General features: G+C 63.4%; 13 protein-coding genes. 5 read left to right on the forward strand and 8 right to left on the reverse strand.

The features are described 5' to 3' along the window. Window positions 1-2: 2 nt before the first annotated feature. Window positions 3-788, forward strand: coding sequence for a DUF2145 domain-containing protein (locus VPH40_RS08975; protein WP_328573237.1), 786 nt, complete (start codon window positions 3-5; stop codon window positions 786-788). Here the strand turns inward: VPH40_RS08975 and VPH40_RS08980 are convergent. The 6 genes from VPH40_RS08980 to VPH40_RS09005 all read right to left on the reverse strand — a co-directional run bounded on the left by VPH40_RS08980 (window position 785) and on the right by VPH40_RS09005 (window position 7,993). Beyond that, the gene (locus VPH40_RS08980) at window positions 785-1,831 is read right to left on the reverse strand and encodes an AbrB family transcriptional regulator (RefSeq protein WP_328573238.1); all 1,047 of its coding nucleotides are present in this window, start codon (window positions 1,829-1,831) and stop codon (window positions 785-787) included. The two genes, VPH40_RS08975 and VPH40_RS08980, sit on opposite strands and share 4 nt — an antisense overlap. Before the next feature lie 2 nt (window positions 1,832-1,833). Continuing rightward, window positions 1,834-2,907 (reverse strand): ABC transporter ATP-binding protein, encoded by a 1,074-nt coding sequence (locus tag VPH40_RS08985; protein ID WP_099667025.1) that lies wholly within the window; start codon window positions 2,905-2,907, stop codon window positions 1,834-1,836. Window positions 2,908-2,940: 33 nt separating this feature from the next. Continuing rightward, window positions 2,941-4,731: an ABC transporter permease gene (locus VPH40_RS08990; protein WP_070219148.1), complete on the reverse strand. Its 1,791-nt coding sequence runs from the start codon at window positions 4,729-4,731 to the stop codon at window positions 2,941-2,943. Window positions 4,732-4,798: 67 nt separating this feature from the next. Then, window positions 4,799-5,896: an ABC transporter substrate-binding protein gene (locus VPH40_RS08995; RefSeq protein ID WP_099667024.1), complete on the reverse strand. Its 1,098-nt coding sequence runs from the start codon at window positions 5,894-5,896 to the stop codon at window positions 4,799-4,801. A gap of 48 nt (window positions 5,897-5,944) precedes the next feature. After that, on the reverse strand, window positions 5,945-6,928 hold the full coding sequence (locus tag VPH40_RS09000; RefSeq protein WP_305058425.1) for a Bug family tripartite tricarboxylate transporter substrate binding protein: 984 nt from the start codon (window positions 6,926-6,928) through the stop codon (window positions 5,945-5,947). 3 nt (window positions 6,929-6,931) lie between these two features. After that, a complete protein-coding gene (locus tag VPH40_RS09005) occupies window positions 6,932-7,993 on the reverse strand; it encodes a porin (protein WP_099667023.1) in 1,062 nt (353 codons plus the stop codon). Between the two features lie 214 nt (window positions 7,994-8,207). On the opposite strand from VPH40_RS09005, the gene VPH40_RS09010 reads away from it, so the two are divergent. From VPH40_RS09010 to VPH40_RS09025, 4 genes are all read left to right on the forward strand, one after another. After that, entirely contained in the window at window positions 8,208-8,930 is a 723-nt protein-coding gene (locus VPH40_RS09010; protein WP_251350454.1) for a response regulator, read from the forward strand. Window positions 8,931-8,932: 2 nt separating this feature from the next. Beyond that, the gene (locus VPH40_RS09015) at window positions 8,933-10,432 is read left to right on the forward strand and encodes a sensor histidine kinase (RefSeq protein ID WP_328573239.1); all 1,500 of its coding nucleotides are present in this window, start codon (window positions 8,933-8,935) and stop codon (window positions 10,430-10,432) included. A gap of 168 nt (window positions 10,433-10,600) precedes the next feature. After that, the gene (locus VPH40_RS09020) at window positions 10,601-11,155 is read left to right on the forward strand and encodes an outer membrane beta-barrel protein (RefSeq protein ID WP_328573240.1); all 555 of its coding nucleotides are present in this window, start codon (window positions 10,601-10,603) and stop codon (window positions 11,153-11,155) included. Window positions 11,156-11,299: 144 nt separating this feature from the next. Continuing rightward, entirely contained in the window at window positions 11,300-11,665 is a 366-nt protein-coding gene (locus VPH40_RS09025) for a ribonuclease E inhibitor RraB (protein ID WP_328573241.1), read from the forward strand. A gap of 64 nt (window positions 11,666-11,729) precedes the next feature. Here VPH40_RS09025 and VPH40_RS09030 read toward each other — a convergent pair whose 3' ends face one another. Together VPH40_RS09030 and VPH40_RS09035 are read right to left on the reverse strand one after the other, a co-directional pair. Further along, window positions 11,730-13,052, reverse strand: a complete 1,323-nt coding sequence (locus VPH40_RS09030; RefSeq protein ID WP_251350452.1) for a homoserine dehydrogenase — start codon at window positions 13,050-13,052, stop codon at window positions 11,730-11,732. A gap of 72 nt (window positions 13,053-13,124) precedes the next feature. Beyond that, a complete protein-coding gene (locus VPH40_RS09035; RefSeq protein ID WP_152256881.1) occupies window positions 13,125-14,354 on the reverse strand; it encodes a pyridoxal phosphate-dependent aminotransferase in 1,230 nt (409 codons plus the stop codon). Between the last annotated feature and the right edge of the window lie 108 nt (window positions 14,355-14,462).

Consider the following 14,462-nt stretch of genomic DNA (forward strand, 5'->3'; position numbering starts at 1 on the left):
CCATGAAACGCCTGACTGTCATGATCATCAGCCTGGCCCTGGCCGGCGCCGCCCATGCGGGACGCTCGTGCGAGGAAAAGCCAACGGATGCGACCACCCTCGTCAAATCGATGGACCTGGCGCAAAAGACCCTGCAGGCGCTCGATGGTTCGGGCGCGCAAGTGGCGCTGGTGGCGCGCGCCGGGCAAGACCTGTCGAAGTACAATTTGCGCTATTCGCACATGGCGCTGGCCTGGCGCGACCACCCGAAGGGCCGCTGGCTGGTGGTGCATGAACTCAATGAATGCGGCACGGCGCAATCGTCGCTGTACAACGAAGGCTTGGGCAATTTCTTCATGGATGACGTGTTCATGTATGAAACCCTGATCCTGATTCCCGGCCAGGATACGCAGCAGCAGTTGGTGCGCCTGCTGACGTCGAACACGCCCAAGCGCCTGCATGAGCCGCACTACAATATGCTGGCCTATCCGTTTTCCACCAAGTACCAGAACTCGAACCAGTGGGTGCTGGAAACCCTGGCCGCTGCCAGCAACGAGCCGGGCAAGATCGAAACGCGCGCCGAAGCGCAAGGCTGGCTGCGCAGCGCCAGCTACGCGCCGCAAACGCTCAGCATACCGGCCGCCACGCGCCTGGGCGCGCGCATGTTCCGCGCCAATATCGCTTTCGACGATCACCCGTTCGAACGCCGCATGACGCGCCAGATCGACGTCGTCACGGTGGACTCCATCGTGCGCTTCATGCGCCAGCGCGAACCGCAGGTGCAGGAAATCGTTGTGCGGGGAAATTAAGGACGCGGCAGCAGGCGAAACAGCGGTCCGATCAGCAATACCAGCACTACCATGCGCGCCACGTGGAAGGCCGTGACGATGGGGACGCCCAGATGCAGGGCCTTGGCCGTCAGCGACATTTCCGCGATGCCGCCGGGCGAGGTGGCCAGGATGGCCGTGCCGGGATGGATGCCCAGCCAGTGCGACAGGCCCAGTCCGAAGGCGGCCGCCAGCAGCAGCATCAGGATACTGCACAGAGCCACGCCGGCCAGGTAGCGGGGAGCAGCATGCAGGAAGGCGGGAGTGAAGCGCGTGCCCAGGGCGATGCCGATGAACAGCTGGCCCACGCGTATCATCCATTCGGGCAGGCGCGACAGATGGATGCCGCAGGCCGTCAGCAGCAGCGCGGCCAGCAGCGGGCCGATGACCCACGCGTTGGGCAGCCGGCCCCGTTTTAATGCGAGGGCCGCCAGCACCGTGATGCCGACCAGCAGCGCCAGCCCGCCATAGTCGACCAGCGCGGCGCCGGGCACGAAAGTCTCATGCCCTTCTGCCAGGCCATGGCTGCCCCAGTAGCGCACGCCGAACGGGATGGTCGCCACCACCAGCATCATGCGCAGGCTGTGCGCGGCGGCCACCTTGCCCACGTCGGCGCCATGGCGCTCGCTCTGCACCGCCATCTCGGATGCGCCACCCACGGCCATGGCAAAGAAGGCGGTGGCATGGTCGACGCCGGAGAGGCGACGCAGCAGCATGGCGCCGGACGCTCCCAGCGCCAGCGCGAACAACACGGCGCCGGCGATCCATGGCGTATAGACGGTGAGCACGGCCAGCACGGGCGCCGTGAAATACAGACCCAAGGCCGTGCCGATGGCCCACTGTCCCGCTTCCCGCACGCGCACGGGACAAGCCAGTTCGCGCCCCGCCAGGCGCAGCGCGGCCGTGGCAAACAGGGGGCCGATCATCCACGGCAGCGGCGTGTGCAGCCACAGGCAGATGGCGGCGCCCAGCAAACCCGTGGCCAGCGCTGCGCCGACTGCGCGCCAGCGCGGCCACCACGGCACCGTTAAAACACCCAGAGCTTATCGGCCGGCATGTGCAGCCAGTACTTGCCTGCCTCGAGCTTGTGGCGCGAATACGCGCGCAGGCTGATGTTCTCGGCGCCGCCGCGCTCGAACAGACACTCCCAGCGGTCGCCCAGATACATGCAGGTCAGCAGCGGCAGTTCGATGGCGTTCTCCACCTGCGTGGCGCTGATCTTCACTTCCTCGACGCGGATCATGGTGGTCACTTCCGTGCCCGCGTTGGCGCCACGCGCCACGCCCTGCATGGAGGCGCCATCGACCAGCAGGCGCACCTGCTTGCCTTCGCGCTGCACGACCTTGCCGGGCAGACGATTGTTACTGCCCATGAATTCGGCCGTGAACAGGGTGTCCGGCGTTTCATACATGCTTTGCGGCGTGCCCTGCTGCTCGATCTTGCCGTTATTGAGCAGCAGGATACGGTCGGAAATGGCCATCGCCTCGCCCTGGTCATGCGTCACCATCAGGGCCGACAGGCCCAGGCGCACGATCAGTTCGCGCAGGAAGGCGCGCGCTTCCTCGCGCAGCTTGGCGTCCAGGTTCGACAGCGGTTCGTCGAGCAGGATCACGGGCGGGTTGTACACGAGCGCGCGGGCGATCGCCACGCGCTGCTGCTGGCCGCCGGACAGCTGGTGCGGATAGCGCTCGCCCAGGTGTCCGAGTCCCAGCTGCGTCAGCACTTCCTTGATGCGCGCGGCGATTTCCGTGCTGCCCATCTTGCGCAATTTTAGGCCGTAGGCGACGTTGTCGAACACGGTCTTGTGCGGCCACAGCGCGTACGACTGGAACACCAGTCCCAGGTTGCGATGCTCGGCCGGCATCTCGAAATGCTTCGCGCCGTCGAAGACATTGCGCTCGCCGATCTGGATGGTGCCCGCCTTCGGGCTTTCCAGCCCGGCGACGGCGCGCAGCAAGGTGGTCTTGCCGCTGCCCGAAGGCCCCAGCAGGGCGACCACTTCACCTTTTTGCAGGTGCATCGAAACACCTTTCAGGATCTGGTTGGCGGCGGCGCCGGTGCCGTAGTCCAGGTACAGCTCATTGACGGTCAATTCATTCATGATGTGGTCTCAGTCTATTCTTAGTTATGCAGCTCAGTTATGTAACTTCACGCCAAAGCGCAGCGCGATGCCCAGGCCGATGGCCACCAGGGTGATATTGATGAAGGACAGCGCCGCCACCAGGTCGGTCGAGCCGCCCGCCCACAGCGACACCAGCATGGCGCCGATCACTTCCGTGCCCGGCGAGAGCAGGTATACGCCCGTCGAATATTCGCGCTCGAAGATCAGGAACACCATCAGCCAGGCGCCCAGCAAGCCGTATTTGATCAGCGGCAGGGTCACGTCGCGCGTCACCTGGCCACGGCTGGCGCCGACGGCGCGCGCCGCCTCTTCCAGCTCCGGTCCCACCTGCAGCAGCGCCGTGGAAATGAGGCGCATGCCGTAAGCCATCCACACCACTGAATACGCGAGCCACAGGGCGAAGATCGTCGAGCGCACTTCGCGCAGCACAGGAATCACATGGCCGCTCAGCCACAGGGCCACGCCGTTGTCCATGCCTTTCAATATGCCGTCGAGCCAGGCCGGCACGAACAGGAACACCCACAGGAACGACAGGCCGGCCAAGAGGCCTGGCACGGCGCGCGGCACCAGCACGCTGTAATCGAGCAGGCGCGTGATGCCGTCCTGCTTGCGGTGCATGGCCAGCGCGATGAAGCTGTAGCAGCCCACGGCCAGCGCGCCGCCGACGACGCCGATCAGGATGGTGTTGACGATGCCGCGCACCAGCGAAGGCTGGTCGAAAATGTCGCGGAAATGCTGCAACGTCAGCACGTCGGCCAGGTGCACGCCTTCGCCCCAGTACTGCACGAAAGAGCGCAGCACGATGCCCGTCAACGGCAGGATGATGGTGAAGATCAGCCAGCCGGCCAGCAAGGCAAACGCCAGCCATTTCCAGCGGCCCAGCGGCATGGCCTTGCTGCGCGCGCCCTTGCCCTTGATCGACACGTATTTGTTGGCCGATTTCAGCAGCCAGCGCTGTATCATCACCAGCGGCATGGTCACCATCACCAGGCAGACGGCGACGGCGGCCATCAGATGGTACGACGGCGTGCCCAGTTTGTTCGTCAGCTTGTACAGATAGGTCGGCAGCACCAGATGGCCTTCCGGATCACCGAGCACCAACACCAGACCGAACACCTCGAAGCCGAGGAAGAACACCAGCACGCCCGCATACGCCAGTGCAGGCATGATCATCGGCAGCGACACATTGAGCATCACCTGGATCGGCGAAGCGCCGGCCACGCGGGCCGCTTCTTCCACGTCCGAACCCAGGCTTTTCAGCGCCGACGAGGCATACAGGTAGACGTGCGGCACGTGCGTCAGGCCGGCGATGATGACGATGCTGGTGAAGGAATAGATATTCCAGGGCACGAAGCCCAGCAGCTCCTTGGCCCAGATCGAATAGAAGCCCACGGGTCCCATCGAGACGACGTAGCCAAAGCCCATCACCATCGGCGAGACAAAGATCGGCACCAGCAGCATGGGCGCCACCCAGCCGCGGCCCGGCAAATCCGTGCGCACCATCAGGAAGGCCAGCATGCCGCCCAGCGGCACGGCGATGACGGTCAGGCCGAAGGCCAGCATCAGGCCATTCTTGAAGGCCATGGCGAAATCGGGATCATCGAAGATGAAACGGTAGGAATCAAAGCCGAATTCGCGCACCGGCATGAAGAAGGGCGCGTTCAAAAAGCTTTGGTAAAAAATCAGGAACAGCGGCAGGAAAATGGCGACCAGGGTAATCGCCACGACCACGCCGCGCGGCCAGTTCAGGCGCGACAAGGGAGAGCGCGACCGTGCAGGCAGCGGCAAGATAGCAGTTTGCATGATGAATCCAATGAATGAAGGGTACGGCGTGCGCCCGCAGCCAGGCTCGCGGGCGGCTAAGTCGGCGTTATTTTTTGCCGGCTGTTTCTTTCCATTGCTTCAGGAAGGCCATGCGCTTGGCTGGCCCCAGGAATTGCAGGATGATCGGATGCACGGGAATCGGCTTGACGTTGGCCGTGCCGATTTCCTTGATCAGTTCCGCCGAGGTGGTCTCGCCCGTGACGTCGGCGCGGATGGCGAACAGCTTGGCGCCGTTGGCGATGATGGTCTGGCCGCGGTGCGACAGGATGTAATCGAGCCACAGCTTGCTGGCGTTGACGTTCTTCGCGTTCTTGTTGATGAACTGTACGCGCGACAGGATCAGGGTGTAATCCTTGGGCAGCACCACGCCGATCGACGGGTCGGTCTTGGCGCGCACCAGCGCGTAGGAACCCAGCACGTTGTAGCCGATCAGGTTTTCACCGGACGAGATACGCTCCATCATGGTGCCCGTCGACGACTGCACGCGCACCTTGGCCGTGCCGAACGCGTTTTGCAGCGCCAGGAATTGCGGATATTCCTTCGCATCCTGCGCCATGAACATGAAGCCCACGCCCGATTTCTCGATGTCGTAGGTGGTGACCTTGTCCTTGAACTTCGGCGTGGCGATCAGCTTGACGAAGTCGTCGTGGTTCTTCGGCACTTCCTTCGGGTCGAGCAAACGCTTGTTATAGACGATGGCGGCCGGCTCGAACGTGGTGCCGTAGGCCTGGTCGTCCCACATGGCCCAGCCGGGGATCTTGGCCGCTTCGACCGACTTGTATTTCAGGGCGTAGCCATCGGAGGCCAGGCGCATCTGCAAGTCCATCGCCGAAGACCACATCACGTCGGCCGTGTTGCCGCCGGCGGCCACTTCGGAAATGAAGCGGTTATACACTTCGGTGGAATTCATGTCGTTGTATTCGACCGAGATGCCAGGATACAGGGCGCTGAAATCCTTGATCAGCGGCGCGGCGGCCTTGCTGTCGGTGGCGCTGTAGATCACCACCTTGCCTTCCTTCTTGGCCGCGTCGATGATCTTCTGGTAGTCGGCCGGATAACCTGCCGGTACCTGGGCGAAAGCGGCGCCGGCCAGGCTGGCAAACGCGGTGGCAAGGGCGGCTTGAAGCAGGGTCTTGGTTTGCATGGGGTTGTCTCCGTCTATGAATAGGTTTTTTATTTAATATGAGGTCGATCAGCGCATCAGGCCAAGCTCATTTGCCTGCCTGGCATACTCGTCGACCGCCTTCCTGACATACGCCGTCAGCTTCGGCCCCGTCAGGGCGAATGGATACAGGCCGGCCTGCGCGCGCCATTCCGCGAACTGCGGCGTGGCCATGACGCGGTCAAAGGTGGCCACCCAGCGCTGGTAGTCCGCCTCCGGCACCTGGGGCCCCATCCACACGCCGCGGATAATCGGCCAGACCACGTCGACGCCTTGCTCGCGCGCCGTCGGCACGCCGGCCAGCACGCCCGGCAGGCGCTTCTCCGACAGCACGGCCAGCACGCGCGCGTGGTTGGCGCTGGCGTTCAGGGTGGCTTCGGACGTATCGCCCGAAACCACCTGCACATAATCGGCCTGCATCGCCGTAAACACTTCGCCGCCGCCTTCGAGCGCGACAAAACGCAGTACTTTCGGATCGATGCCGGCGTGGCGCGCCACCAGCGCCATCTTCAACCAGTCCTGGCTGCCGATGGTGCCGGAGACGCCGATCAGCACCTTGTCCGGATGCTGCCGCAATGCCGCGATCAGGTCGCCCAGCGTCTTGTAGGGCGAATCGCTGCGCACGGCGATCATGCCGTAGTCGGCGCCCAGCGCCGCCACCCAGCGCACGTCGCCCGCCTTGGCATTGCCGAACTTGCCCTGCGCCAGATTCAGCAACGAACCGCCCGAAAAGGCCACCAGGGTGTTCGGCTCCGCGCGGCGGCGCTGCGAACCCATCGAGTGCCAGGCCACGGCGCCGATGCCGCCGGGCAGATAACTGATGCGCATCGGCGCCATGGCGGCTGCTGCGCCCTCCTGCGCCAGGCCTTTTTTCGCCAGCTTGCAGGTCAGGTCCATGGCGCCGCCCGGCTTGGACGGCACCACGCACTCGGCCGGCGCCGACGCCTGCGCCCCCGCGAGGGCGGGCAGCAGGCACAGCAGCAAGGACAGGAACAGGGAACGCAGCATCGTCATGCCTTAGAAGCGGTGCTGGATGCCGGCGATCAGGCCGCGCTGCGTGTCGCCGAAACCGGCATCGTCACGCGACAGGCTGACCAGCTGGTTGTGCTTGGCCTTGGCGTAGGCGCCGGCCACGTACAGGTCGGTGCGCTTGGACAGGGCATAGCGCACGCGCGCCACGTACATGATCGGATCGGCATTGAGGTTGGCGGCCACGTTTTTCACGTCCTGGTAGTAGATCACGCCCGTCAGGGTGATCACCGGCGTGGTCTTGTAGCTGACGCCACCCCAGTACAGGGTGCCGCGTACGTCGGCCTTGCCGGAGGCAGCCGGATCGAGCTTGTAGTCGCGCGCCGCCGCCTGTACTTTCCACGGGCCGTCGTCATACATGGCGCCCAGGTGGTACACGGTGGTCTTGTCGCGCGCGCCGCCGGCGATGGCATTGCCGTTCACCTGCTCATACGTGGCCAGCAGGCTGACAGGACCGGTCTTGTAGGTGACGGCCGTCGACAGCTTGGCGCTGTCCGAGTTGCCCGTCGACTGCTCGCCGAAGCCGTACGATGCGCCGTAGCTGAAGTCGCCCGTCTTGCCCGAGTACTTGACCATGTTGTCGAAGGCCGTCGTCATGCCGTACTTGCTCGGGCCCGTCGCGTTGGCCGAAGTGGCCCACGAATAGAACGGCGCATAGGCCATCGGATCGAACGGCAGCACGAAGTCATACACGGTGGTGAACGAACGGCCCAGCACGACGCGGCCAAACGCGCCTTCCAGGCCCACATTGGCCTGGCGCTTGAACAGCGCACCGTCGGCCGCGCCCGTGTCGACCAGGATGCCGCCTTCCAGGTTGAAGACAGCTTTCAGGCCGCCGCCCAGGTCTTCGCTGCCCAGGATGCCCCAGCGCGAGGTGTTCATGCCGCCCGAGCTCACTTGCGTCATCGAGCTTTTGTTCGGACCGGCGTTGCTGGTGGTGCTGACGCCGGCGTCCAGGCGGCCGTACAGCGTGACGTTCGATTGTGCCTGGGCGCTGCCAGCGGCGGCCAGGACAGCCAGAGCGGCCAGCGAGTATGCGGTCTTCTTCATGTAGAGTATCTCCCTTAGATATAGTTATTAGTGATATGCCTGATCAATTTCATGAATCAGGATCACACTATATGAGCGCGATCCTTTCAATTCGCTTTCAGACTGACAGGTGTCGCCAGCCAGCCACAAAGGAGGCAAACATATTCATTGCCGCCCCTGTCGGCGCGGCGCCGGCAGGCTTACACTGCATCCATTTCAACGAATGGCGGAGACCATGCGCATATTATTAGTGGAAGACCATCTGGAGCTGTCGCACTGGCTGGCAAAGGCCCTGCGCGACGCGCACCTGACGGTGGAGACCGCCCACAACGGCGCCGATGCCGACGCCCTGCTGCACACGCAGGAATACTCGCTGGTGCTGCTCGACCTGACCCTGCCGAAGATGGATGGCCTGGACGTGCTGCGCCGCCTGCGCGCGCGCGGCGGCACGCGCGGCAAGACTCCCGTCATGATACTCACGGCGCGCGGAGGCCTGGATGAAAAAGTGCAGGGCCTGAACCTGGGCGCCGACGACTACATGGCCAAGCCGTTCGAGCTGGCCGAACTGGAAGCGCGCGTGAAAGCCCTGCTGCGCCGCAGCCAGGGCAACGAAGCCCTCGTGCATGCGTGCGGTGCCCTCAGTTTCGACACCGTCACGCGCATGTTCAGCTATGCCGGCGCCCCGTTTCCCCTGACGCCGCGCGAACACGCGGTGCTCGAAGCGCTGATCACGCGCTCGGGACGCGCCGTGTCGAAGGAAAAACTGTTCGACGAAGTCTTTGCGCTGGCCGACGACGCCAACCTGGACGCCATCGAACTGTATATCCACCGCGTGCGCAAGAAGCTGGAAAGCGGCGTGGAAAGCGGCTCGCCCGACGGCGCCGTCATCACCACCCTGCGCGGCATCGGCTACCTGCTGCAGCCGCGCAGCGCCATGGCGCCGGCCGCGCCGAAATGACGGTGCGCGCCCCACGCCCGCCCCTGCTCGAACGCCTGCGCCGGCGCTGGGTGCAAGGCCGGCCGCTGGGCAGCCTGCGCAGCCAGCTGCTGCGCTGGCTGCTGATTCCCCTGGTGATGCTGGTGCTGCTCGATGCCGTCTTTGTCTACCGCAACGCGCTCGACGCGGCCGACATGGCCTACGACCGCTCCTTGCTGGCGTCGACGCGGGCGCTGGCCGAGCGCGTCTCCATCGTGGGCGGCAAGGTGGTGGCCGAAGTGCCCTACGTGGCGCTCGACAGCTTCGAAACCGACACCCTGGGCCGCATCTATTACAAGGTGACGGGCATCAATGGCGAACTGGTGTCGGGCTATGGCGACTTGCCGCCCGTGCCGAAAAACGTGCCGCGCTCGCAGAATTATCCCGCCCTGGTGCGCTTCTACCACGCCGACTACCACGGCAAGCCGATCCGCATCGCCGCCCTGCTGCAACCCGTGTACGACGACTCGATGCGCGGCATCGCCCTGATCCAGGTGGCCGAAACGCTGGACGCGCGGCGCGGCCTGTCGAACCAGATCCTGTTCGACACCCTGAGCTGGCAGGCGGCGATGATACTGGTGATGGGCGCCCTCGTGTGGTTTGCCGTGCGCCTGGTGCTGCGCCCGCTGATGCGCTTAAAAACGGAGGTCGAGACGCGCACCCTGTCCGACCTGTCCGACGTCGACCCCACGCTGGTGCACAAGGAAATGCGCCCTCTGGTGAGCGCCATGAACGGCTCCATGTCGCGCCTGCAGCAGCTGATCGCCAGCCAACGCCGCTTCATCGCCGACGCCTCGCACCAGTTGCGCACGCCGCTGACGGTGCTGAAAACCCAGGCCGAACTGGCCATGCGCGAATGCGACCGCCAGGCGGGCACGCCGCCAGACATCGCCGCCCTGCGCGACATCGTGCGCTCGATCGCCGCCACCACCGATTCGACCGTGCTGCTGGCCAACCGCCTCCTGACCCTGGCGCGCATCGAGCATGGCGGCGACAGCCTGGCGATGGACACCGTCCCCTTGCGCGACGTGGCGCAGCAGGTGGGACTGGAAATGGCCATGGCCGCCGTCGGCAGGCAAATCGACCTGTCGCTGGAAGCGCCCGACGAAGCGCCCGTGCATGGCCAGGCCCTGCTGCTGCATGAACTGGTGGCCAACCTGGTCGACAACGCCCTGCGCTACACGCCGCAGGGCGGCAGCGTGATCCTGCGCGTGCGCGCGGCGCAAACGGGGAACAGCCACGAACACGGCGCCGTGCTGGAGGTGGAAGACAGCGGCAAGGGCATCCCGCCGGCCGAGCGCGAACGCGTATTCACGCCGTTCTACCGCGTCGGCACGGCGCTCGAGAGCAATCCAGGCGGCGCGGGGCTAGGTTTGGCCATCGTGCGCGACATCGCCGCCCTGCACGGCGCGCGCCTGGAACTGGCGACGGCGGAAAATGGCCACGGATTGAAAGTCAGCGTGCATTTCGGCGTGGCCGCATGATAGCCTGCATAGATAGTCATTCGACACGAAGCGTTGCCCAAAAACAACACGTAGCTTATTTCTAATATTTTTTAAATAATTGCCTTACATAAACATATTCATCCCTATACAATTCGGCTCCCATTAAGCGGCGAGACAGTCTCTCCGCATTAATTACCTAGGATCAATATGAAAAAGCAATTGTTTGCAGCAGTCGTAGGCGCCGCCCTGGCATTCCCATTGTTCGCTCAAGCTGAAGGTTTCTATGCTGGCGCCAACGTCGGCCGTTCGGAATTGAAACTGTCGGGTGACACCCCTTCGGTCAAGAAAAGCAATACCGGCTACAAAGCCTACGCAGGCTACGACCTCACGCAAAACTTCGGCGCGGAAGCCGGCTACGTCGACTTCGGCAAACTGACGACAACCTTCGACGGCGATAAACTGGACGTGAAAAGCCACGCATTCTACGTTGCCGCCACCGGCACCCTGCCGCTGAACGAACAGTTCTCGCTGTTCGCCAAGGCTGGCGTGTCGCAAAACCGCACCAAAGTCAGCGTCGTTGGTGAGAACGTTAACGACTCGACCAACAAGACTTCCGCCATCTTTGGCATCGGTGCCGCTTACCACTTCGACAAAAAACTGTCGCTGGTTGCGGAATACGAAAACTTCGGCAAGGTAGCAAACGGCGATGACGCCAAACTGAAAGCCGACCTGCTGTCGATCGGCCTGCGCTACAAGTTCTGATTCTCGCTGGCGAGAATGAATGTCCAGCCGATTTCATGGCGGATAAGAAAAACCGGCTGCACAGCCGGTTTTTTTATGGGCGCATGGCGCGCCACGGGCGCCGATGTTAAGATCTCGCCCTGAAATTGACTGAAAGATTCCGCCATGATGACCAAAGAAGACGTAAGCGAACTGTTCGCCAACATCGCCGAGAACGCGCCCTGGGACCTGTCTCAGCCGCTGCTGTGGGGCTATTACTTCACCAACCCCACTTCCGAGCCGCTGGAGCAGGCCGCCACCGTGCTGGCGCTGCAGGGCTACCGCCCCGTGGAACTGTACCAGCCGGAACTCGACGATGCGGCGGCACCGCCCGTGTGGGTGCTGCACGTGGAAAAGGCCGAAGTGCATGGCGTCGACAGTCTGCACGCGCGCAATGGCGAACTGATGGCGTTTGCCCAGGAAAACCAGCTGGCCAGCTATGACGGCATGGATGTGGGTCCCGTCGGCGCGCCCGACGTGCCGCAGCATTAAGATAGTCATCTGATGAAAAAACGGCGCCCGCGGGCGCCGTTTTGCATGGATCGCCTGAAAACGCTCAGCTGAGGTTTTCCAGGCGGATCTTGGTGACCGTACCCACCACGCTATTTAACGCTTCCATCTTCTCGATGGCGGCCGTGACATTCTTTTCCTGCGTCTGGTGCGTCAGCATGATGATGTCCGTATGCGTCTCGCCCTCGGCCGGCTCTTTTTGCAGCATGGCGTCGATCGAGATGCTGCGTTCGGCCAGGATGCGCGTCAGGTCGGCCAGCACGCCCGGCTGGTCGGCCACGTGCATGCGCAGGTAGTAGCTGGTGGTGATTTCCGACATCGGCAAGATAGCGATATCGGTCATCGCGTTCGGCTGGAACGCCAGGTGCGGCACGCGGTGTTCCGGGTCGGCCGTGGCCAGGCGGGTGATGTCGACCAGGTCGGCGATCACCGACGACGCGGTCGGCTCGGCGCCCGCGCCGCGGCCCGAGTACAGGCTGGCGCCGACGGCGTCGCCATGCACCAGCACCGCGTTCATGGCGCCTTCCACGTTGGCGATCAGGCGCTTGGCCGGGATCAGGGTCGGATGCACGCGCAGCTCGATGCCTTCCACGCCATTGACGGTGGCGCGCTTGGTGATGCCCAGCAGCTTGATGCGGTAGCCCAGCTGCTCGGCGTAGCGGATGTCGACGGCATTGAGGTTGCTGATGCCTTCCACGTAGGCCTTGTCGAACTGCACCGGGATGCCGAAGGCGATGGCCGACATGATGGTGGCCTTGTGCGCGGCGTCGACGCCTTCGATGTCGAAGGTGGGGTCGGCTTCCGCGTAGCCCAGTTCCTGCGCCTGTTTCAGCACGGTGGCGAAATCGAGGCCCTTGTCGCGCATCTCGGACAGGATGAAATTGGTGGTGCCGTTGATGATGCCGGCGATCCATTCGATGCGGTTGGCCGTCAAGCCTTCGCGCAACGCCTTGATGATGGGGATGCCGCCGGCGACGGCCGCTTCGAAGGCTACCATCACGCCCTTGTCCTGGGCGGCGGCGAAGATTTCATTACCGTGCACGGCCAGCAGGGCCTTGTTGGCCGTGACCACGTGCTTGCCGTTGGCAATCGCCTGCATCACCAGGGTTTTCGACAGGTCGTAGCCGCCGATCAGTTCGACGACGATGTCGATCTCGGGATCGTTAACGATCAGGTAAGGGTCATTGACGACCTTGCAGCCGCCGGCGACGAGCGCTTCGGCGCGCGCCACGTCGCGCACGGCGACGGCGACGACTTCAATGCCGCGGCCCGCGCGGCGCTTGATTTCTTCCTGGTTGCGTTTCAGGACGCTGAACGTGCCGTAACCGACATTGCCTAGGCCCAGCAGGCCGATCTTGATGGATTTCATAGTGTGCTTGACTGCTCATAAGTGGCGCCCCCTTGGGCGGCGCCAGGTTGATCGGTATTGCTACTGTCTGGCTCAGCCCCGGCTATGGCGCTTGCGGTAACCTTCGAGGAAGCGCGCAATGCGGCCCATGGCCTCGGTCAGGTCATCGGAGTTGGGCAGGAAGACGACGCGGAAATGGTCGGGCGCGATCCAGTTGAAGCCCGTGCCCTGCACGATCAGGACCTTCGCTTCGGCCAGTAATTCATAGGCAAACTGCTGGTCGTCGGCGATCGGGTAGATCTCCGGGTCCAGGCGCGGGAACATGTACAGCGCGGCCTTCGGCTTGACACAGGTGACGCCCGGAATATCGGTCAGCAGCTTGTGCGCCAGGTCGCGCTGTTTCAACAGGCGCCCGCCGGGCCCCACCAGGTCTTGTATGCTCTGGTAGCCGCCAAGCGCCGTCTGGATGGCAAACTGCCCCGGCGCGTTGGCGCATAGCCGCATCGAGGCCAGCATGTTGAGGCCTTCGATGTAATCTTTTGCGTGGCGCTTTTCGCCCGAGACCACCATCCAGCCGGAACGGTAGCCGCAGGAGCGGTAATTCTTCGACAAGCCGTTCATGGTGATGAACAGCACGTCGTCGGCCAGCGAGGCGATTGACACGTGCTCGGCTTCGTCGTACAGCACCTTGTCGTAGATCTCGTCGGCGAAAATGATCAATTGGTGCTGGCGCGCCAGTTCGACGATCTGCAGCAGCACGGAAACCGGGTACAGCGCGCCCGTGGGATTGTTCGGGTTGATGACGACGATAGCCTTGGTGTGCGGCGTGATCTTGCGGCGCATGTCCTCGATGTCGGGATACCACTCGTTCTGCTCGTCGCACACATAATGCACGGGATTGCCGCCCGACAGGCTGACGGCGGCCGTCCACAGCGGGTAATCGGGCGCCGGCACCAGCACTTCGTCGCCGCTGTTGAGCAGGGCGTTCATCGACATGACGATCAGTTCGGAAGCGCCATTGCCCAAATAAATGTCATCGATGGTCACGCCGGCGATATTCTTGCCCTGCGTATAGTGCATGACGGCCTTGCGCGGCGCGAACATGCCCTTCGAATCCGTATAGCCGGCGGCGTTTTGCAGGTTGAGCATCATGTCGCGCACGATCTCGTCCGGCGGATCGAAGCCGAATACGGCCAGGTTGCCGATATTGAGCTTGGTGATCTTGTGGCCTTCTTCTTCCATTTGCCTGGATTTTTCCAGGACCGGGCCGCGGATGTCGTAGCAGACATCCGCCAATTTATTCGATTTCTGAATCGGTCGCAAAATAAATCCCTGTCGTGATGCGGCGCGGTAAGCAGAACTTGCAGCATGATAGCCGCGCCAGAACTATGAACCCGTGAAACTGCGATGCGAAAGACTGCAAGGCGAAAA

This window comes from Janthinobacterium sp. P210005 (genome assembly GCF_036231865.1).
Taxonomy (GTDB): domain Bacteria; phylum Pseudomonadota; class Gammaproteobacteria; order Burkholderiales; family Burkholderiaceae_D; genus Janthinobacterium; species Janthinobacterium kumbetense.

Bases quoted from the DNA above. Each gene is read 5' to 3' on its own strand.
- VPH40_RS09025 (WP_328573241.1), top strand. From the start codon at position 11,300: ATGATGACCAAAGAAGACGTAAGCGAACTGTTCGCCAACATCGCCGAG.
- VPH40_RS09010 (WP_251350454.1), top strand. From the start codon at position 8,208: ATGCGCATATTATTAGTGGAAGACCATCTGGAGCTGTCGCACTGGCTG.
- VPH40_RS09005 (WP_099667023.1), bottom strand. From the start codon at position 7,993: ATGAAGAAGACCGCATACTCGCTGGCCGCTCTGGCTGTCCTGGCCGCC.
- VPH40_RS08995 (WP_099667024.1), bottom strand. From the start codon at position 5,896: ATGCAAACCAAGACCCTGCTTCAAGCCGCCCTTGCCACCGCGTTTGCC.
- VPH40_RS09020 (WP_328573240.1), top strand. From the start codon at position 10,601: ATGAAAAAGCAATTGTTTGCAGCAGTCGTAGGCGCCGCCCTGGCATTC.
- VPH40_RS08975 (WP_328573237.1), top strand. From the start codon at position 3: ATGAAACGCCTGACTGTCATGATCATCAGCCTGGCCCTGGCCGGCGCC.
- VPH40_RS08985 (WP_099667025.1), bottom strand. From the start codon at position 2,907: ATGAATGAATTGACCGTCAATGAGCTGTACCTGGACTACGGCACCGGC.
- VPH40_RS09000 (WP_305058425.1), bottom strand. From the start codon at position 6,928: ATGACGATGCTGCGTTCCCTGTTCCTGTCCTTGCTGCTGTGCCTGCTG.
- VPH40_RS08990 (WP_070219148.1), bottom strand. From the start codon at position 4,731: ATGCAAACTGCTATCTTGCCGCTGCCTGCACGGTCGCGCTCTCCCTTG.
- VPH40_RS09030 (WP_251350452.1), bottom strand. From the start codon at position 13,052: ATGAAATCCATCAAGATCGGCCTGCTGGGCCTAGGCAATGTCGGTTAC.